General features: G+C 65.4%; 17 protein-coding genes and 1 tRNA gene. 15 read left to right on the top strand and 3 right to left on the bottom strand.

All coding sequences use genetic code 11. From position 1 onward, the window contains the following. Window positions 1-96 precede the first annotated feature (96 nt). The 3 genes from VEI45_RS11985 (at window position 97) to VEI45_RS11975 (ending at window position 4,147) form a co-directional block, all read left to right on the top strand. Window positions 97-921: a crotonase/enoyl-CoA hydratase family protein gene (locus VEI45_RS11985; RefSeq protein ID WP_324853389.1), complete on the top strand. Its 825-nt coding sequence runs from the start codon at window positions 97-99 to the stop codon at window positions 919-921. Window positions 922-1,821: 900 nt separating this feature from the next. Next, entirely contained in the window at window positions 1,822-3,090 is a 1,269-nt protein-coding gene (gene lipE / locus VEI45_RS11980; RefSeq protein ID WP_324853387.1) for a lipase LipE, read from the top strand. A gap of 157 nt (window positions 3,091-3,247) precedes the next feature. After that, window positions 3,248-4,147 (top strand): cyclopropane mycolic acid synthase family methyltransferase, encoded by a 900-nt coding sequence (locus VEI45_RS11975; protein ID WP_324853385.1) that lies wholly within the window; start codon window positions 3,248-3,250, stop codon window positions 4,145-4,147. Here VEI45_RS11975 and VEI45_RS11970 read toward each other — a convergent pair. After that, window positions 4,126-4,215, bottom strand: a tRNA-Ser gene (locus VEI45_RS11970). The two genes, VEI45_RS11975 and VEI45_RS11970, sit on opposite strands and share 22 nt — an antisense overlap. Window positions 4,216-4,234: 19 nt before the next feature. Further along, complete coding sequence (locus VEI45_RS11965; RefSeq protein WP_324853383.1) at window positions 4,235-4,747, bottom strand: MarR family winged helix-turn-helix transcriptional regulator; 513 nt, start codon at window positions 4,745-4,747, stop codon at window positions 4,235-4,237. A 66-nt stretch (window positions 4,748-4,813) separates the two neighbouring features. On the opposite strand from VEI45_RS11965, the gene VEI45_RS11960 reads away from it, so the two are divergent. After that, on the top strand, window positions 4,814-5,797 hold the full coding sequence (locus tag VEI45_RS11960) for an NAD(P)H-quinone oxidoreductase (protein WP_324853391.1): 984 nt from the start codon (window positions 4,814-4,816) through the stop codon (window positions 5,795-5,797). A gap of 23 nt (window positions 5,798-5,820) precedes the next feature. Here the strand turns inward: VEI45_RS11960 and VEI45_RS11955 are convergent, their stop codons facing one another. Then, the gene (locus VEI45_RS11955) at window positions 5,821-7,017 is read right to left on the bottom strand and encodes a cysteine desulfurase-like protein (protein WP_324853381.1); all 1,197 of its coding nucleotides are present in this window, start codon (window positions 7,015-7,017) and stop codon (window positions 5,821-5,823) included. 109 nt (window positions 7,018-7,126) lie between these two features. On the opposite strand from VEI45_RS11955, the gene VEI45_RS11950 reads away from it, so the two are divergent. From VEI45_RS11950 to VEI45_RS11900, 11 genes are all read left to right on the top strand, one after another. Then, on the top strand, window positions 7,127-9,091 hold the full coding sequence (locus VEI45_RS11950; RefSeq protein WP_324853379.1) for a DUF6541 family protein: 1,965 nt from the start codon (window positions 7,127-7,129) through the stop codon (window positions 9,089-9,091). A gap of 4 nt (window positions 9,092-9,095) precedes the next feature. Beyond that, complete coding sequence (locus VEI45_RS11945; protein ID WP_324853377.1) at window positions 9,096-9,647, top strand: bacterial proteasome activator family protein; 552 nt, start codon at window positions 9,096-9,098, stop codon at window positions 9,645-9,647. Window positions 9,648-9,657: 10 nt separating this feature from the next. Further along, window positions 9,658-10,485: an ABC transporter ATP-binding protein gene (locus tag VEI45_RS11940; RefSeq protein ID WP_324853375.1), complete on the top strand. Its 828-nt coding sequence runs from the start codon at window positions 9,658-9,660 to the stop codon at window positions 10,483-10,485. A gap of 99 nt (window positions 10,486-10,584) precedes the next feature. Next, window positions 10,585-11,502, top strand: a complete 918-nt coding sequence (locus VEI45_RS11935) for a glycosyltransferase family 2 protein (protein WP_324853373.1) — start codon at window positions 10,585-10,587, stop codon at window positions 11,500-11,502. 49 nt (window positions 11,503-11,551) lie between these two features. Continuing rightward, window positions 11,552-12,382 (top strand): ABC transporter permease, encoded by an 831-nt coding sequence (locus tag VEI45_RS11930; protein ID WP_324853371.1) that lies wholly within the window; start codon window positions 11,552-11,554, stop codon window positions 12,380-12,382. A gap of 141 nt (window positions 12,383-12,523) precedes the next feature. After that, window positions 12,524-13,009 carry a GreA/GreB family elongation factor gene (locus tag VEI45_RS11925; RefSeq protein ID WP_324853369.1) on the top strand — a complete coding sequence of 162 codons (486 nt, stop codon included), beginning with the start codon at window positions 12,524-12,526 and terminating at the stop codon, window positions 13,007-13,009. A gap of 20 nt (window positions 13,010-13,029) precedes the next feature. Beyond that, window positions 13,030-13,443 carry a GtrA family protein gene (locus VEI45_RS11920; RefSeq protein ID WP_324853367.1) on the top strand — a complete coding sequence of 138 codons (414 nt, stop codon included), beginning with the start codon at window positions 13,030-13,032 and terminating at the stop codon, window positions 13,441-13,443. A gap of 32 nt (window positions 13,444-13,475) precedes the next feature. Next, a complete protein-coding gene (locus VEI45_RS11915) occupies window positions 13,476-14,846 on the top strand; it encodes an FAD-binding oxidoreductase (protein WP_324853365.1) in 1,371 nt (456 codons plus the stop codon). Next, complete coding sequence (locus tag VEI45_RS11910; RefSeq protein WP_324853363.1) at window positions 14,847-15,611, top strand: decaprenylphospho-beta-D-erythro-pentofuranosid-2-ulose 2-reductase; 765 nt, start codon at window positions 14,847-14,849, stop codon at window positions 15,609-15,611. Continuing rightward, window positions 15,612-17,513 carry a galactan 5-O-arabinofuranosyltransferase gene (locus VEI45_RS11905; protein ID WP_324853361.1) on the top strand — a complete coding sequence of 634 codons (1,902 nt, stop codon included), beginning with the start codon at window positions 15,612-15,614 and terminating at the stop codon, window positions 17,511-17,513. It abuts the gene before it with no gap. After that, on the top strand, window positions 17,513-19,342 hold a 1,830-nt coding region (locus VEI45_RS11900; protein ID WP_324853359.1), incomplete at its 3' end, for an arabinosyltransferase domain-containing protein. The genes VEI45_RS11905 and VEI45_RS11900, both read left to right, overlap by 1 nt.

Raw genomic sequence — 19,342 nt, 5'->3', positions numbered from 1 at the left:
CCAGCGCGGCTTCGGCGCTGGCCAGTTCGTCGGTAGGGGGTGCGTCGGGTCCGGGCCGCAGGTCAGAAGACATAACGTCCACGGTACGGTCTGCCCATGGGCCAGCCATACGAATCCGTCATCGTCGAAACCAAAGACCACGTCGCGCAGGTGACGTTGATCGGACCGGGCAAGGGCAACGCAATGGGCCCGGCATTCTGGTCGGAACTGCCCCAGGTGTTCGGTGAGCTGGACGCAGACCCTGACGTGCGAGCCATCGTCCTCACCGGGTCGGGGCGCAACTTCAGCTATGGCCTGGACTTGCCGGCGATGGGCGGGACGCTGGCCCCGGTGCTGGCTGACGGGGCGTTGGCCAGGCCCCGCAACGACTTCCACGCCGAGGTGCTGCGCATGCAGGGCACGATCACCGCTGTGGCCGACTGCCGAACCCCGACGATCGCGTCGGTGCACGGCTGGTGTGTCGGAGGTGGCGTCGACTTGATCTCCGCGGTGGATATCCGCTACGCGAGCGCCGACGCCAAGTTCTCGGTCCGCGAGGTCAAGCTGGCGATGGTTGCCGACGTCGGCAGCCTGGCCCGGCTGCCGCTGATCCTGTCCGACGGGCAGCTGCGCGAACTGGCACTGACCGGCAAGGACATCGACGCTGCCCGTGCCGAGAAGATCGGCTTGGTCAACGACGTATTCGCCGACGCCGATGCCACCCTGCAGGCCGCGCACGCCACCGCCGCCGAGATCGCTGCCAATCCGCCGCTGACCGTCCGCGGCATTAAGGATGTGCTTGACCAGCAACGGATTTCGGCGGTATCTGCGAGTCTGCGTTATGTGGCGGCATGGAATGCGGCGTTCCTGCCGTCCAAGGATCTGTCCGAGGGGATCTCGGCAACCTTCGCCAAACGCTCGCCACAGTTCACCGGGGAATAACACGATTCGGTGCGATCCTCACGGATCGTCTTCGTCGGCGCTTAGCAGTTTTTCCGGGTGGTGGTAGGTGTTGGTGCGGGGTTGACCACGAACTCCTGAGGAACCGTTTTTAACGGGAAGTCCCACTACCATGCCTATGCGGCGCCTGTGAGCAACCGACTTCCGCCGCGAATCGCAGGCACCGACTTCCCGGCCGAAGGTCACCCAAAGTAAGCGAATTCCAAGGTTAGTAAGCAAATCTATAGAGTTCGATCTGTGATCGCGTCGTGTTTCAATTGTGATTCTTAGTTAGCAGTGTTACCGGAGTGACTTGAATGTCTGAAGCACTCGCTGCTTCAGCGGAGTTTGAGGAGTATCCCGTTGTTCCGGAACATGTTTGCGGTTTCGAATGCTCGCGGGCCACTGACCCGAGCGACGCTGGGTATGGCGCTCGCGCTGGCCGCAATTGGCGCAATTGGGTTTGGCAGCGGGATCGCTGGGGCGCGTCCGCAGCAACCTTTGCTTGTCGACGATCCAGTGCCCGTTCCCGCCCCTGCCGGGCCTAACCCGGCCACGGCTGTGAACATCGTCAACGGGATCTTCAGCGAGCTCGGTCCTCTGTTGAATGCCTTGTTTCCCGGCAGCGGTTCCAGTACATACCCCTTGTCTCCCGGCTATCCGAACACAGTGTTGCCGGGGCGGACTCCTGCGGCGCCGTACTTGCCCGGCGCCGTACTGCCCGATCCAGCGTCGTTCTAGGCCCGCTACTCGAACCCATGTTCGAATACGAGCGCCGCCGCTCTTCAGGAGGAGGTCTGAACTCCACGCCTGTGGATAAACGTCGAGCTGTGGATACACCGATGGCAGCTCCACGTACCCTCGCGGGTGGGTTTCGACCGATTCCGCTGCGGAAGGGTGCGCATGACCGGCCAGGTTGACTTGCAGGGCAGGATCCGCGTCCCAGCCAACCTGGACGCCGTCACGGCGGTCGGCGATGAAGATCACTCTGATATCGACCCCGCGGCCGTCGAACGGATCTGGCAGGCCGCCCGCCACTGGTATGCCGCGGGAATGCACCCGGCGATCCAGCTGTGCCTGCGCCACAACGGGAAGGTGGTCCTCAACCGCGCGATCGGGCACGGCTGGGGTAACGCCCCCACCGATCCACCGGACGCCGAGAAAGTCCCGGTCAAGACGGATACGCCGTTCTGCGTGTACTCGTCCGCCAAAGCGATCACCGCGACCGTCGTGCACAGGCTCGTCGAACGCGGGCAGTTCTCGCTCGACGATCACGTTTGCGAGTACTTGCCCACCTACACCAGCCATGGCAAGCACCGCACAACGATCCGGCACGTGATGACCCACAGCGCCGGAGTCCCATTCCCAACCGGACCCCGGCCGGATCTCAAGCGCGCGGACGACAGCGAATATGCCCGCGAACAGCTAGGGAAATTAAAGCCGCTGTACCGGCCCGGACTGATTCACATCTACCACGCGGTGACGTGGGGCCTGTTGATGCGCGAAATCGTTTCGGCCGCGACCGGCAAGGACATCCGTGAAATTCTTGCCACCGATATCCTCGACCCGCTGGGCTTCCGCTGGACCAATTTCGGTGTCGCAGAACAGGATATCCCGCTGGTTGCGCCTAGCCACGCCACCGGTAAACAGTTATCCGCCCCGATCGCAGCAGCATTCCGCAAGGCGATCGGCGGGACGCTCTACCAGACTATTCCGCTCACCAACACCCCGATGTTCCTCACCACCGTGGTCCCGTCGTCCAACACTGTCTCGAATGCCGATGAGATGTCGCGGTTTGCCGAAATATGGTGCCGTGGAGGTGAACTCGACGGTGTCCAGGTGATGCGACCGGAAACACTGCTCGGTGCGGTGCGCGAAAGTCGACGCCTGCGGCCGGATGTCGCGATCGGCCTCGCCCCTGCACGCTGGGGCACGGGCTTCATGCTGGGGACGAACAGGTTCGGGCCGTTCGGCCGCAACGCGCCGGCGGCGTTCGGTCACCTAGGACTCGTCAACGTCGCGATCTGGGCCGATCCCGAGCGTGGGCTGGCGGCGGGCCTGGTGAGCAGCGGCAAACCGGGCAAAGACCCGGAAGCCGGGCGCTACACCGCGCTCATGGACCGCATCGCAGCCGAGATCCCGCGTACCGCGGGGCTGACAGTCGGCAGATAGCCCGCCGTTGGTGATTTATCCGATCATCGGCTAATCTGCGTCCGTCTAATATGTGCACTTGCACGTTTGGCTGTGGTCGGGGGACCGTCAGCGATGGCGCACTTGCCCCGCGTTATCGATTGACTGCCCGACTTATGAATCAGATGGGTAGCTTTCGATGTCCGGAGAAACGAGCGGTTTGAAACCGTTTTACGAGCAGTCGCAGTCGATCTACGACCTCAACGACGACTTCTTCGCACTGTTCTTAGGTCCCACGATGGGCTACACCTGCGCTTATTTCGAGCGCGATGACATGACCCTCGACGAAGCCCAGATGGCCAAATTCGACTTGGCGCTGGGCAAGCTGGCCCTTGAGCCCGGCATGACGTTGCTGGACGTCGGATGCGGGTGGGGCGGCGCGCTGGAACTGGCCCTGCAGAAGTACGACGTCAACGTCATCGGCATCACCCTGAGCCGCTACCAGCATCAATACGCGATGGAGCGGCTGGCCAAAGTGCCGACGTCGCGATCTGTCGAGGTGCGGCTGCAGGGCTGGGAAGAGTTCGACGACCCGGTGGACCGCATCGTCAGCATCGGCGCCTTCGAAGCCTTCACAAAGAAGCGCTACGGCGCGTTCTTCGAATCGGCGTACCGCCTGTTGCCCGCGGACGGCCGAATGCTGCTGCACACGATCCTCACGCATCCGCCCAGCTACTGGGCACCGCATGGCATCGCGATCACGATGAGCGATCTGCGGTTCATGCGGTTCATCGGGCAGGAGATCTTCCCCGGCGGGGAACTGCCCTCTGAGGACGACGTGGTCAAGTTCTCGACCGAGGCAGGTTTCGGTGTCGAGCGGGTCCATCTGCTGCGGCCGCACTACGCGAGGACGCTGGATATGTGGGCGGCCAATCTTGTTGCCCGCCGCGAAGAGGCGATCGCACTGACGTCAGAGGTCAATTACGACCGCTTCCTGCGTTACCTGACCGGATGCGCGGATTTCTTCCGCCGCGGCATCACCGACGTCGGCCAATTCACGCTGACCAAGCAACACAATGGCGGTGGCGGAGGGATTTGAACCCCCGGACGGTTTTAGCCGTCTCTCGCTTTCAAGGCGAGTGCATTAGGCCGCTCTGCCACGCCACCGCCGACAAGGGTAACGGTGTCAGGCTCCGCCGGTCTTCAAAGCCCGGTCGGAGAGCTTGACCGCAGCGCTGATCCGTCGGCAGCTCTCCCCCATCGCGGCGATCTGCGTGCGCGACAGCTGGCCCAGGAAATAGGTCCGCACACCCTGGGCGTAGGTGACCATGGCCTGCCTCGCCGCGGCCCGGCCGTCGTCGGTGATGGCAGCCACCACCCCGCGCCGGTCATCCTGGCTGGCTTCCCGGCGCACCAGCCCTTGCCCCTCCAGGCGACGGATCTGACGGGTCAGGCGGCTGGGCAGCGACGGCAGCGCCTCGGCCAGATCGCCCATCCGGGCACAGCCGGTCGGGGCGTTGTCCAAGATGTCCAGCACCCGGACGTCGAACAGCGACAGCTGGTGGGCATCGGTGAGTCGACGGTTGAGCGTCGAATACAAACGCAGAGTGGAGTCCAGGAAGTGCTGCCACGACTTCTGCTCGGCGATATCCAGCCCGGGCATCTCACCGGCTGTCCGGCCGGCAATGGGGGCGGCCATGACGTCATGCTATGCGACACATGGCCTTTGGAACAGTCGGTATCCCCAGGTAGTAGCGTGACGATCATGCATGCCATCGTCGCTGAATCCGCCGATGAACTCGTCTGGCAGCAAGTGCCCGATGTGGTGCCCGACCACGGCGAAGCGCTGGTCAAAGTCCGCGCCGCCGGCGTTAACCGCGCCGACCTGTTGCAGGCCGCCGGCTACTATCCGCCGCCACCGGGCGCCAGTGAGTTGCTCGGCATGGAGGTCTCCGGCGTTGTCGCGGCGGTGGGCGACGACGTCCGCGAATGGTCGCCCGGGCAAGAAGTCTGCGCTTTGCTGGCGGGCGGCGGATATGCCGAATATGTCGCTGTTCCCGCCGGTCAACTGCTGCCAATTCCGGGCGGCGTTGACCTGCAGGACGCCGCCGGCCTGCCGGAAGTGGCCTGCACGGTGTGGTCGAATCTGGTGCTGACAGCTCACCTACGCGAGGGCCAGCTGGTCCTGATTCACGGCGGCGCCAGTGGGGTGGGGACTCACGCCATTCAGGTCGCCTGGGCACTGGGTGCCCGGGTGGCGGTCACCGCGGGATCCGCGGCCAAGCTTGAACTGTGCCGCGAACTGGGCGCCGAAGTCACCATCGCCTACCACGACGAGGACTTCGTCGCGCGGGTACATGAGGCCACCGACGGCGCAGGCGCCGACGTGATTCTGGACATCATGGGAGCCGCGTATCTGGACCGCAACCTCGATGCACTGGCCAACGACGGTCAGTTGATCGTGATCGGGATGCAGGGCGGCGTCAAGGGCGAACTCAATTTCGGCAAGCTGATCGGCAAACGGGCACGGGTCATCGGGACCGCGCTGCGGGGCCGACCGGTGACCGGTCCCAGTGGCAAGAGCGCCATCGTCGAGGCGGTGACGACCTCGGTCTGGCCGATGTTTGCCAACGGGCGCGTCCGCCCTGTCATCGGGGCGCGCATGCCGATCCAGCAGGCCGCTGACGCCCATCGCTTGCTGTCGTCGGGGCAGGTGACCGGAAAGATCGTGCTGACGGTCCCCGAGTAGCGGCGCGATATCAGCGCGAGGCCTTACCCCAGCGACGCCAGGGCACGCACCAATTGGTCGACCTCGGCCATCGTCGAGTAGTGCGACAGCCCGACGGTGACCGCGCCGCCGACGTCGTTGACACCGATCACGTCGAGCACTCGCGAGGTGGCGTTGGAAATCGCCAGAATGCCGTTGTCCGCCAACCGCTGCACCACCCGCTCGGCAGGCACCTCGTGGACCGCGAAACTCACCACGGGTATCCGGGCCTCGGGCCGCGCGATTACCACCACCAACGGCAGCGATCGCAGTGAGCTCATCAGGTAATCGAATATCCCGTCCATGTAGGACATCGCCGATTGCATTGAGGTAGCGAGCCTTTCGCGTCGCGTTCCACGTGCTGACTCATCCAGTGCGGCAAGGTATTCGATACTGGCGACGAAGCCGGCCAGCAGGCCGAATTGGTGCACGCCGACTTCGAGACGCGCCGGCCCGGTGGCATACGGATTCGTCGACACCGAAGCGAAGGTGTTGATCATCGCCGGGTCGCGAAACACCAACGCGCCAATGGGTGGGCCGCCCCACCCGACGGCGTTCACGGCCACCACGTCGGCGTCGATTTCGTCGATGTCGATCAGACGATAGGGCGCGGCGGCGGAATGGTCGACGACCACAAACCCGCCGACGTCATGGATCAGCTTGGTCACCGGGCGCAGATCGGTGATGGTGCCCAGCGTCCCCGACGCTGATGTCGCGGCGACCAGACGCGTCGGCTGCCCGATCAGGCCCTCCCACTGCCAGGTCGGCAGGTCACCGGTCTCGATATCGACCTCGGCCCATTTCACCTTCGCGCCGAACCGGTTTGCTGCGCGCAGCCACGGCGCGATGTTCGCTTCGTCGTCTAGCCGGGTGACGATCATCTCGTAGCCCAGACCGGCGCGGGTCGACGAGGCGTCGGCCAACGACGACAGCAAAACCGCGCGATCGGCGCCGAGCACCACGCCGCGCGGGTCGGCGTTGACCAGGTCTGCGGCCGCCTGACGGGCCGCCTCCAGCACCGCGGCGCTGCGCTTGGCCGCCGGATGCGGACCGGCAGTGCTAGGGAACGATCCGCGGAACGCGGTCGATACGGTAGTCGCCACCGAGTCGGGAATCAGCATCCCCGACGGCGCGTCGAAGTGCACCCAACCGTCCCCGAGCGACGGGTGTAATCCCCGCACCCGGGCGACGTCGTATGCCATGCCAGCCACCTTAGAGTTCCGCAGATTCAGCTAAACCATGACGGTAGCGGGTGCCCAGATGCGTCCCTGCCGTCCCGAGCCAGGTCACCCGGCCAGCCATACTAGTCCAGTGGGGCTGTGGTTCGGAACGCTGATCGCATTGTTTTTGCTGATCGCGCCGGGGGCAATCGTCGCACGAATCACTCAGCTAACTTGGCCGGTCGCCGTCGCAGTTGGCCCGGCGCTGACTTACGGCGTGGTGGCTCTGGCGATAATCCCGTTCGGCGCGCTCGGAATCCCTTGGAACGGTTGGACAGCGCTGATCACGCTGGCCGCGGTCTGCTTGCTGATGACGGGTTTGCAGCGGCTACTCGCCCGCTACCGCGACACCGAGGCCGAAGCCCGCGGTATCGGTGGCTGGCCCGCGCTGACGGTAGCCGCGGGTGTGCTGCTGGGTGCATTGCTGATCATGTGGGCGGCCTACCGCGGGATCACGCATTGGCAGTCCATTCCCAGCACCTGGGACGCGGTCTGGCACGCCAACGAGGTGCGCTTCATCCTCGACACCGGCCAGGCGTCGTCCACCCATATGGGCGAGCTGCGCAACGTCGAGACCCACCAACCGCTGTACTACCCGTCGGTGTTTCACGCCCTGACCGCGGTGTTCTGTCAACTCACCGGGGCGGCGCCCACCACCGGCTACACCTTGAGCTCGGTCGCGGCGTCGATCTGGCTGTTCCCGTCCAGCGCAGCGATGCTCACCTGGTTTCTGCTCAGGCCCATCACCAGCGAGTGGCGCACCGCGGGCACGGCGGCGACGTCAGCCGCGATGTCGGCGTCGTTCACGTCGGTGCCGTACGTCGAGTTCGGCGTCGCCGCGATGCCCAACCTCGCGGCATACGGGGTCGCGATCCCGACGTTCGTGTTGATCACCTCGACCCCGCGGCATCGCGACCGCATCCCGGCGGCGGTGCTGGCGCTGGTGGGCGTCCTGTCGGTGCACCTGACCGGCGGGTTCGTCGTCATCTTGTTCCTATTGGCCTGGTGGCTTTTCGACGTGCGGCGGCATCCGGTACGCGGACGGCTCGCCGACCTCCTGATCCTGGTTGCGGTAGCCGTGCCGGCAGCGCTGATACTGGCGCCGCAGTTCATCGGGGTGGCCCACCAGGCCGACATCATCGCCGGCCACGCGTTCCCCAGCTTCAAGAGCGTCAAGCAGGGCGTCATCGACGCGCTGCTCTTGCACACCCGCCACCTCAACGATTTCCCGACCCAATACGGCCTGATCGTGCTGAGCGCGATCGGCATGGCGATCCTGCTGTACAAGCGAGTCTGGTGGCCGCCGGTGCTCTGGCTGGTGCTGACCGTGGCGACCATCTACTCGGGAGCGCCGTTTCGCAACCCGCTCGGCGCCGCTATCGAAGAATTCAGCCAGTTCTTCTACAACGATCCGCGACGGCTCTCCGCCGTGGTCACGATGCTCGCGACGCCGATGGCGGGGATCGCGGTGTTCGCGATGGTCTTGGGAGTGATCGGCGCGGCCAAACGGCTCACCGGGCGCTTCACCCAACTTCCCGCACCCGGGTGGGTTTCAGCCACGGTGGTCCTGCTGTTGATCACCACCGTGCTGACCGCGCGCCACTACCTCTACCGGCATCTGGTGTTGTTCGGCGACAAATACGACTCGGTGATCATCAACCAGAAAGACCTCGACGCTTTTGCTTACCTGGCGACCCTGCCGGGAGCCCGGAACACCCTGATCGGCGACTCCAACGTCGACGGCACCGCGTGGATGTATGCAGTGGCCGATCTGCACCCGCTGTGGACCCACTACGACTTCCCGCAGCAAACCGGCCCGGGCTATTACCGTTTCATTTTCTGGGCGTACGCCGATCGTGACAATGATCCGCGGGTATCCGAGGCGGTACGGGCGCTCAACATTCGCTACATCCTGACCAGCGTCCCGACGGTTCGCGGGTTCAAGGTGCCCGACGGACTAGTGTCAATAGACCAATCGAAGTCGTGGGCGAAAATCTACGACAACGGTGAGGCCTGGATTTACGAATGGCATGGCGCCCCGACACCCAAAACGTGAACAGATGCCAGCGGCAAGGAGAGTGACTGCTTTGAGTAACGGCAACGACGACGACAACATCGAAATCATCGGTGGCCTCGACCCGCAGCTGATGGCGGCCGCGAAAGATGACGACTCCGATGACCGGTCGCTGACCGACCTAGTCGAGCAGCCGGCCAAGGTGATGCGGATCGGCACCATGATCAAACAGCTGCTCGAGGAAGTACGGGCGGCGCCGCTCGACGACGCCAGCCGCAACCGGTTGCGCGAGATCCACGCCACCAGCATCCGGGAACTCGAAGACGGGCTGGCGCCCGAACTGCGTGACGAACTCGACCGTCTCACCCTGCCGTTCAGTGAGGGCGCCGTCCCGTCGGATGCCGAGCTGCGCATCGCCCAGGCGCAGCTGGTCGGCTGGCTGGAAGGGCTGTTCCACGGGATCCAGACCGCGCTGTTCGCCCAGCAGATGGCCGCCCGCGCGCAGCTAGAGCAGATGCGCCAGGGCGCCCTGCCCCCCGGGATCGGCAGGTCCGGCGGGCCCGGTGGCCACGGTTCGGGCACCGGGCAATACCTCTAAGCGGCAACCTGTGACGAGTCCCCGGCGCCCTCATATTGAGACGCATAACGCGTGGGTGGAGTTTCCCATCTTCGACGCCAAATCGCGCTCGCTGAAAAAGACCTTCCTGGGCGGCACGATCGGGCGCAACGCGTCCAATGTGGTGGTCATCGAGGCGTTGCGGGACATCACGATGTCGTTGAACCTGGGCGACCGCGTCGGGCTGGTGGGCCACAACGGTGCCGGGAAATCGACGCTGCTGCGGCTGCTTTCGGGCATTTATGAGCCGACCCGCGGCTCGGCCACGGTGAGCGGCCGGGTGGCACCGGTGTTCGATCTGGGCATCGGCATGGACCCCGAGATCTCCGGCTACGAGAACATCGTCATCCGCGGCCTGTTTCTCGGACAGACGCGGCGACAGATGCTGGCCAAGGTCGACGAGATCGCCGAATTCACCGAGCTGGGCGACTACTTGGCGATGCCGCTGCGCACCTATTCGACCGGTATGCGGGTGCGGCTGGCGATGGGTGTGGTCACCAGCATCGACCCGGAAATCCTGCTGCTCGACGAAGGTATCGGCGCCGTCGACGCCGACTTCCTCAAGAAGGCTCAGTCCCGACTGCAAAGCCTGGTCGAGCGGTCGGGAATCCTGGTGTTCGCCAGCCATTCCAACGAATTCCTGGCCAGGCTGTGCAAGACCGCGATGTGGATCGACCACGGCGTCATCAAGCTGACCGGCAGCATCGAGGACGTCGTGCGCGCCTACGAAGGCGAAGACGCCGCGCGGCATGTGCGTGAGGTGCTTGCCGAGACCGCACCCAACCGGCAGCTCGCCAGTAAAGCCCACGCAGATGAGTGACCCGCTGGCGACGATGCAACGCCCGACGACGATGCAGTCCGCAAAGCGGAATGAGGAGGAGTCGGGCAATACAGAGGCAGCGATGAGGAGGAGCGGCGCATGACTATGGTGTGCGCCGTCGTGGTGACCCATCGGCGCCCCGACGAACTGGCCAAGTCGCTGGATGTGTTGACCACCCAGAGCCGGCTGCCTGATCAGCTGATCGTCGTCGACAATGACTTTTCGGAAGACGGCGCCGATCGCGTTCGCGATCTGGTGGGTGACCAACCCATCCCGACGACGTATCTGCCGTCACGCCGAAACCTTGGCGGCGCAGGCGGTTTCGCGCTCGGAATCCTTCACGCGCTGGCCGCCGGCGCCGACTGGGTGTGGCTGGCCGACGACGACGGCCACCCGCAAGACAGCGAAGTACTGGCGACGCTGCTGACGTGCGCCGAGACGCACCGGCTGGCCGAGGTCTCGCCGATGGTGTGCAACGCCGATGACCCGCAACGCCTGGCGTTTCCGTTGCGCCGCGGCCTGGTCTGGCGCAGGCGGGTCAGCGAGTTGCGCACCGCCGCGAACCAGGAACTGCTGCCGGGTATCGCATCGCTGTTCAACGGTGCACTGTTTCGGGCAGCGACGTTCGAGTCGATCGGTGTGCCCGATCTGCGGCTGTTCGTCCGCGGCGACGAGGTGGAGATGCACCGTCGGCTGGTCCGGTCCGGTCTGGCGTTCGGAACCTGTTTGAACGCGGTCTATCTGCACCCCTGTGGGTCGGCCGAGTTCAAGCCGATTCTTGCGGGGCGGATGCACACGCAATATCCCGACGATCCGACCAAGCGGTACTTCACCTACCGCAATCGCGGCTACCTGTTGGCGCAGCCGGGTCTGCGCAAACTGCTGGTCCAGGAATGGCTGCGGTTTGGCTGGTTTTTCCTGGTGTCCCGTCGTGACCCGAAGGGACTGCTGGAGTGGCTGCGGCTGCGCCGGTTGGGACGTCGGGAACAGTTCGGAAGACCTGAGGGCTCATCGTGACTCGCGCCGACGCCGGTGCGGAGCGAAGCGATCGGGAGGAGCGGCAGCGATGACCATTGTTGATGCCGCGGCTCAGTCCAAAACACTGACCCGCGCTTGGGGTGATCTGGTCGACGGCTATCGCCGCCGCGAGTTGTGGCTGCACCTGGGTTGGCAGGACATCAAGCAGCGGTACCGCCGCTCGGTGCTGGGGCCGTTCTGGATCACCATCGCGACCGGCACCACGGCCGTCGCGATGGGCGGCCTGTATTCCAAGCTGTTCCATCTCCAGCTGTCGGTGCACCTGCCGTACGTCACGCTCGGCCTGATCATCTGGAATCTGATCAACGCCTCCATCCTGGAGGGCGCCGAGGTGTTCGTCGCCAACGAGGGATTGATCAAGCAATTGCCGACGCCGCTGAGCGTGCACGTCTACCGGCTGGTGTGGCGACAGATGATCTTGTTCGCGCACAACATCGTCATCTACGTCGTCATCGCGATCATCTACCCCAAACCGTGGTCGTGGGCCGACCTCTCGGTGATCCCGGCGCTGGGGCTGATCGTGCTCAACTGCCTATGGGTGTCACTGTGTTTCGGCATCCTGGCGACGCGCTTTCGGGACATCGGCCCGCTGCTGTTTTCCATCGTGCAGTTGCTGTTCTTCATGACACCGATCATCTGGAACGACGACACGCTGCGGCAGCAGGGCGCCGGACAGTGGTCGAAGATCGTCGAGCTCAACCCGCTGCTGCACTATTTGGACATCGTGCGCGCCCCGCTGCTCGGCTCGCACCAAGAGCTGCGGCACTGGGCGGTCGTGGTGGGGCTGACGGCGCTGGGCTGGCTGCTGGCGGCTTTCGCGATGCGCCAATACCGCGCCCGCGTTCCGTACTGGGTTTAGCCCGGCGACGAGGCGGGCCGGTTGCCTGAAATTACCGCTATGGCTGTGGTTCTGACACGAAGCACGACCGTGGCGGCAATCTCGCAGTAATAATGGCGGACACCCATAACGTCAATGCCCTCGGAAGACAGGTCGGCGAAGGTGAGCGAACAAGTCGAGCCCACGAAGCTTTCGGATGAAGCACGCGAGCGGATCGCCGCAGAGTTGGCTCGGATACGCGAACGACGCGATCGCCTGGAGGCCGAGGTCAGAGGCGACCGAGGCGCCGTCAGCGACCACGCCGACGCCGCCGATGCCATTCAGCGCGCTGATGAATTGGCCAGCCTCGACGAGCGGATCGCCGAACTCGACCGATTGCTGCGCGCCGGACCGTTGCCGTCGAACGGGGCCGACACCCTGCCCTTCGGCACCGAGGTGACGTTGCGGTTTTCCGACGGTGCGGTCGTCAAGATGCAGGTGATCTCGGTGATCGAAGAGACCCCGGTAGGTGGCGAAGCCGAGGCGTTGACCGCGGGCAGCCCGTTGGGCCTGGCGCTGGCTGGACGGAAAGCCGGCGACACGGTCACCTACACGACGCCCCAAGGCGAGAACCAGGTCGAGCTGCTGGATATGAAATACCCGTCGTAGCCCCCCGTAGACTTCGGCCGATGGCCGAGATCGCGGCGAGTGGGCAGCTGCCGCTGAAGACACAGGTGTGGCGTTTCGTCGTCACCGGCGGTTTGTCGGCGGTCGTCGACTTCGGTCTTTATGTGCTGCTGTACAAAGCCGCGGGCGTGCAGGTGGACCTGGCCAAATCGACCAGCTTCGTCGTCGGCACGATCACCGCGTACCTGATCAACCGCAGGTGGACGTTTCAGGCGCTGCCGAGCACCGCCCGGTTCCTGGTCGTCATGGCGCTCTACGGGCTCACCTTCGCAGTGCAGGTCGGGCTCAATCACCTGTGCCTGGCATTGCTGGACTACCGCACCTGGGCAGTGCCGGTCGCGTTTGTCATCGCACAGGGCACTGCCTCGGTGATCAACTTCGTCGTGCAGCGCTCGGTGATCTTCCGGCTGCGCTGAACCCGCGACTTCAGCAGGTACCCTCTGTGCTGATGTTTCCCACGACCATGAAGCGGCTGACCGGGTGGAGCCGCACCGCGCCATCGGTAGCCCAGGTGCTCTCCACACCGGACCCCGAGGTGATCGCCAAGGCGGTCGCCTGCGCAGCCGACGCCGGCGGCCGTGGCGTCATCGCCCGTGGGCTGGGTCGCTCCTACGGTGACAATGCGCAAAACGGGGGCGGGCTGGTCATCGACATGACGCCGCTGAACCGGATCCATTCGATCGACGCCGACACCCACGTCGCCGACCTCGACCCCGGGGTCAACCTCGATCAGCTGATGCGGGCCGCGCTGCCGTTTGGACTGTGGGTGCCGGTGCTCCCCGGCACCCGACAGGTCACCATCGGTGGCGCCATCGCCTCCGACATTCACGGCAAGAACCACCACAGCGCGGGCAGCTTCGGCAATCACGTCCGGTCGATGGAGCTGCTGACGGCCGACGGGCAGATCCGTCACCTCACCCCGGACGGCGAAGAGGCCGAGCTGTTCTGGGCCACCGTCGGGGGTAACGGGCTGACCGGGATCGTCCTGCGCGCGACTGTCGAGATGACCCCGACGGAGACGGCGTATTTCATTGCCGACGGCGACGTCACCCACACACTGGACGAAACCATCGCCTTCCACAGCGACGGCAGCGAAGCCAACTACACCTACTCATCGGCCTGGTTCGACGCGATCAGCGCGCCACCGAAGCTGGGCCGCGCCGCGATCTCACGAGGTTCGCTGGCGACGGTCGACCAGCTGCCGAAGAAGTTACAGAAGGATCCGCTGAAATTCGATGCCCCGCAATTCTTTACGACGCCCGATATCTTTCCCAACGGCTTGGCCAACAAGCTGACCTTCGGCACAATGACCGAGCTCTGGTATCGCAAGTCGGGGTCTTACCGCGGCAAGGCGCAGAACCTGACGCAGTTCTATCACCCGCTGGATATGATCGGCGAGTGGAACCGCGCCTACGGATCCGCGGGTTTCGGCCAGTACCAATTCGTGGTGCCCACCGAGGCGGTGGAGGAATTCAAGGGCATCATGTACGACATACAGCGCTCCGGGCACTACTCATTCCTCAACGTATTCAAGCTGTTCGGTCCGGGAAACCAAGCACCGCTGAGCTTCCCGATCCCGGGCTGGAACGTGTGCGTCGACTTTCCGATCAAGCCCGGACTCAACGAATTTCTCAACGAGCTTGACCGCAGAGTGCTGGAGTTCGGCGGCCGGCTCTACACCGCAAAGGACTCGCGGGTCAGTGCCGACAACTTTCACGCCATGTATCCGCGCATCGACGAATGGATCGGGGTGCGGCGCAAGGTCGATCCTTTGCGCGTCTTCGTCTCGGACATGGCCCGACGTTTGGAGCTGCTCTAAATGGTGCTCGACGCCGTGGGTAATCCCCAGACCATCCTGCTGCTCGGCGGCACCTCTGAGATCGGGCTGGCGATCTGCGAGCGCTACCTGAAGAACGCGCATGCACGCATCCTGCTGGCCGCCATGCCCGACGACCCGGGCCGTGACGACGCCGTCACGCAAATGAAGGCCGCGGGCGCAAGGTCGGTGGAGCTGATCGACTTCGAAGCCACCGACACCGACAGCCATCCCAAAATGATCGAGCAGGCCTTCGCCGGCGGGGACGTCGACGTCGCGATCGTGGCGTTCGGCTTGCTCGGCGACGCCGAGGAGCTGTGGCAGAACCAGCGTAAAGCGGTCCAGATCGCCGAAATCAACTACACCGCGGCGGTTTCCGTGGGGGTGCTGCTGGGTGAGAAGATGCGCGCGCAGGGTTTCGGCCAGATCATCGCGATGAGCTCGGCCGCCGGTGAGCGGGTCCGGCGATCCAACTTCGTCTACGGCTCGACCAAGGCCGGCCTGGATGGTTTTTACCTCGGCCTCGGTGAGGCGTTGCAGCCGAGCGGCGTTCGCGTCCTGGTCATCCGGCCCGGCCAGGTGCGGACCCGGATGAGCGCGCACATCAAGGAAGCGCCGCTGACCGTCGACAAGGAGTACGTCGCGAACCTGGCGGTGACCGCGGCGGCGAAGGGTAAGGAGCTCGTCTGGGCGCCCGGCGCTTTCCGCTACGTGATGATGGTGCTGCGGCACATCCCGCGGCCGATCTTCCGCAAGTTGCCCATCTAGATGCGGAACGCGCTGGCCACTGTCGGCCACATGGCATTCGCGATCGCGATTGCTGCGGTGGTGTCGGTAATCTCGCTGATCGCCATCGCACGGGTCGAATGGCCCGCCTACCCGTCGTCGAATCAGCTGCACGCGCTGACCACGGTCGGCCAGGTCGGCTGCATCGTCGGATTGCTGGCCGCCGGCTGGCAGTGGCGGCGTGGTCGGTTACGGTGGCTCGCTCAACTGGCGGGCCTGGTTTTCGTGTCCGCGTTCTCGGTGGTCACACTCGCGATGCCGCTGGGCGCCACCAAGCTCTACCTGTTCGGTGTCTCCGTCGACCAGCAGTTCCGCACCGAATACCTGACCCGGCTCACCAACAGCGCCGCCCTGCACGACATGACCTACCTCGGGCTACCGCCGTTCTATCCGCCGGGCTGGTTCTGGCTCGGCGGGCGCGTCGCGGCGTGGACCGGCATGCCGGCCTGGGAGATGTACAAACCGTGGGCGATCACCTCGATCACGATCGCGGTCGCACTGGCGTTGGTGTTGTGGTGGCGGATGATCCGGTTCGAGTACGCATTGATGGTCACCACCGCCACCGCTGCGGTGACGCTGGCCTACAGCTCCCCGGAGCCATATTCCGCGATGATCACCATGCTGCTGCCGCCGGTGCTGATCCTGACCTGGTCGGGTCTGCGCAGCGGGACCAGATCAGGCGGGTGGGCCGCGGTGGTCGGGGCCGGGATATTCCTGGGCGTCGCGGCGACCTTCTACACCCTGCTGCCGGCCGTTAGCGCATTCACTGTGGTGCTGATGGCCCTGCTGCTAGCGGCCTCCCGCTGGCGTCAGGGGATCCGCGCGGCTTTGGACCCGCTGGCCCGGCTGGCCGTCATCGGCGTTATCGCGGCGGCCATCGCGGCGACGACCTGGGTGCCGTTCCTGCTGCGGGCGACCCGCGACCCGGTCAGCAACACCGGCAGCGCCTTCCACTACCTGCCGGCAGACGGCGCCGAGTTGACCTTCCCGATGCTGAAGTTCACCCTGCTCGGTGCGCTGTGCATGCTCGGCACGCTGTGGCTGGTGGTGCGGGCCCGCTCCTCAGTACGGGCGGCCGGCCTGGCCATCGGTGTGCTCGCCGTCTACTTATGGTCGCTGCTGTCGATGCTCGCCACCCTGGCGCGCACCACGCTGCTGTCGTTCCGGCTGCAGCCGACGCTGACGGTGTTGCTGGCCACCGCCGGCGTCTTCGGCTTTATCGAACTCACCCTCGCCCTGGCGGCCCGCGGGCGAGACCATGCCTGGGGGCGTAGCGTGCTACCGGTGGCGGCCGCGATCGGACTGGCCGGCGCGATCGCGTTCAGTCAAGACATCCCCGAAGTGCTGCGACCGGACCTCACCATCGCCTACACCGACACCGACGGCCACGGTCAGCGCGGTGACCGCCGTCCGCCCAGCTCCGAGAAGTTCTACCCGTTCATCGACGCCGCGATCACCCGGGCAACCGGAAAGCCTCGAGACCAAACCGTGGTGTTGACGACCGACTACAGCTTCTTGTCCTACTACCCCTATTGGGGGTTTCAGGGACTGACGTCGCACTACGCCAACCCGCTCGCGCAGTTCGACAAGCGGGCAGCCGCGATCAAAAGCTGGTCCAAGATGAAAGCCCCCGATCAGTTCATCCACGCACTGGACACGCTGCCCTGGGCGCCGCCGACGGTGTTCTTGATGCGACACGGCGGCTCGGCCGGCGCGACGAGCGCCTACACGCTGCGGCTGGCCGAAGACGTCTACCCCAACCAGCCCAACGTTCGCCGCTACACGGTCGAGTTCGACGCGTCGTTGTTCGCCGACCCCCGGTTCACCGTCGCCACCATCGGTCCGTTCGTGTTGGCCATCCGCAAGCCCGGACCAGGCGTCTAATGGCTTCAGAAACGACACATGTCGGGCAATTACCATCTACCTCCGTGGGCCGCGCCGTCGACGATGTAGAGCGAAGCGATGCGGAAGTGCGGCGCGCATCGACGGACACGGGAGGAAACTACCGGGTCGCCCGGGTGGTGGCTGTCGTCGCCGGTTTGCTTGGGGCCCTACTGGCGATCGCAACCCCGCTACTGCCGGTCAAACAGACCACCGCCCAACTGAACTGGCCGCAAAACGGCGTGCTCGGAAGCGTCGAAGCGCCGCTGATCGGCTACGTGGCCACCGACCTGTCCATCAGCATCCCGTGCCAGGCTGCCGCCGGGCTCGACGGGCCCGGCAAGACGGTGCTGTTGTCCACGGTGCCCAAGCAGGCGCCGAAGGCGGTCGACCGGGGGCTGCTGATTGTGCGTGCCAACGACGAACTGGTGCTCGTGGTGCGCAACGTCCCGGTGGTGACCGCCCCGTTGAGCCAGGCGCTCAGCCCCGCATGCCAGCGGCTGACCTTCACCGCGCACGCCGATCGGGTCACCGCCGAGTTCGTCGGGCTGACCCAAGGCCCCAACGCCGAACATCCCGGCTCTCCGCTGCGCGGAGAGAAAAGCGGCTACGACTTCCGGCCGCAGATCGTCGGTGTCTTCACCGATCTGAGCGGGCCCGCGCCGCCGGGGCTGAGCTTCTCGGCGACCATCGACACCCGCTACAGCAGCAGCCCGACCCCGCTGAAGATGACCGCGATGATCCTCGGGCTGGTGCTGACCGCCGCCGCCCTGATCGCCCTGCACATCCTCGACACCGCCGACGGGACCCGGCACCGCCGCTTCCTGCCCGCGCGCTGGTGGTCGATCGGCGGTCTGGACGCCCTGGTCATCGCCGTACTGGTGTGGTGGCATTTCGTCGGCGCCAACACCTCCGATGACGGCTACATCCTGACCATGGCCAGGGTGTCCGAACACGCCGGCTACATGGCCAACTACTACCGCTGGTTCGGCACGCCCGAGGCGCCGTTCGGCTGGTACTACGACCTGCTGGCGTTGTGGGCCCATGTCAGCACCGCCAGCATCTGGATGCGGTTGCCCACCCTGGCGATGGCGCTGGCCTGCTGGTGGGCGATCAGCCGCGAAGTCGTCCCCCGCCTCGGTCACGCCGTCAAGCAGAACCGGGCGGCGGCGTGGACCGCGGCGGGCATGTTCCTGGCGGTCTGGCTGCCACTCGACAACGGGCTGCGGCCCGAGCCGATCATCGCCCTGGGCATCCTGCTGACCTGGTGTTCGGTGGAGCGTGCGGTGGCCACTAGCCGGCTGCTGCCGGTCGCGATCGCCTGCATCATCGGCGCGCTGACCCTGTTCTCCGGGCCGACCGGCATCGCGTCCATCGGCGCCCTGCTGGTCGCGATCGGGCCGCTGCGAACCATCGTGCACCGCCGCTCCAAGCAGTTTGGTGCCCTACCACTGCTGGCGCCCATCCTGGCCGCGGTCACCGTCACCGTGATCCTCATCTTCCGCGACCAGACCCTGGCCGGCGAGATGCAGGCAACCGCCCTCAAGCGTGCCCTCGGGCCCAGCCTGAGCTGGTTCGACGAGCACCTCCGTTACGAGCGGCTGTTCATGGCCAGCCCCGACGGATCCGTCGCCCGACGCTTCGCTGTGCTGGCGTTGGTTCTGGCGCTCGGGATAACGGTGGCGATGTCGTTGCGCAAGGGCCGAATTCCGGGCACCGCAGCCGGGCCGAGCCGCCGCATCGTCGGCATCACCATCATCTCGTTCCTCGCGATGATGTTCACTCCCACCAAATGGACACACCACTTCGGGGTGTTCGCCGGGCTGGCCGGA

This window comes from Mycobacterium sp. (assembly GCF_035623875.1).
Taxonomy (GTDB): domain Bacteria; phylum Actinomycetota; class Actinomycetes; order Mycobacteriales; family Mycobacteriaceae; genus Mycobacterium.
This window is presented reverse-complemented; position numbering and strand designations above follow the sequence as displayed.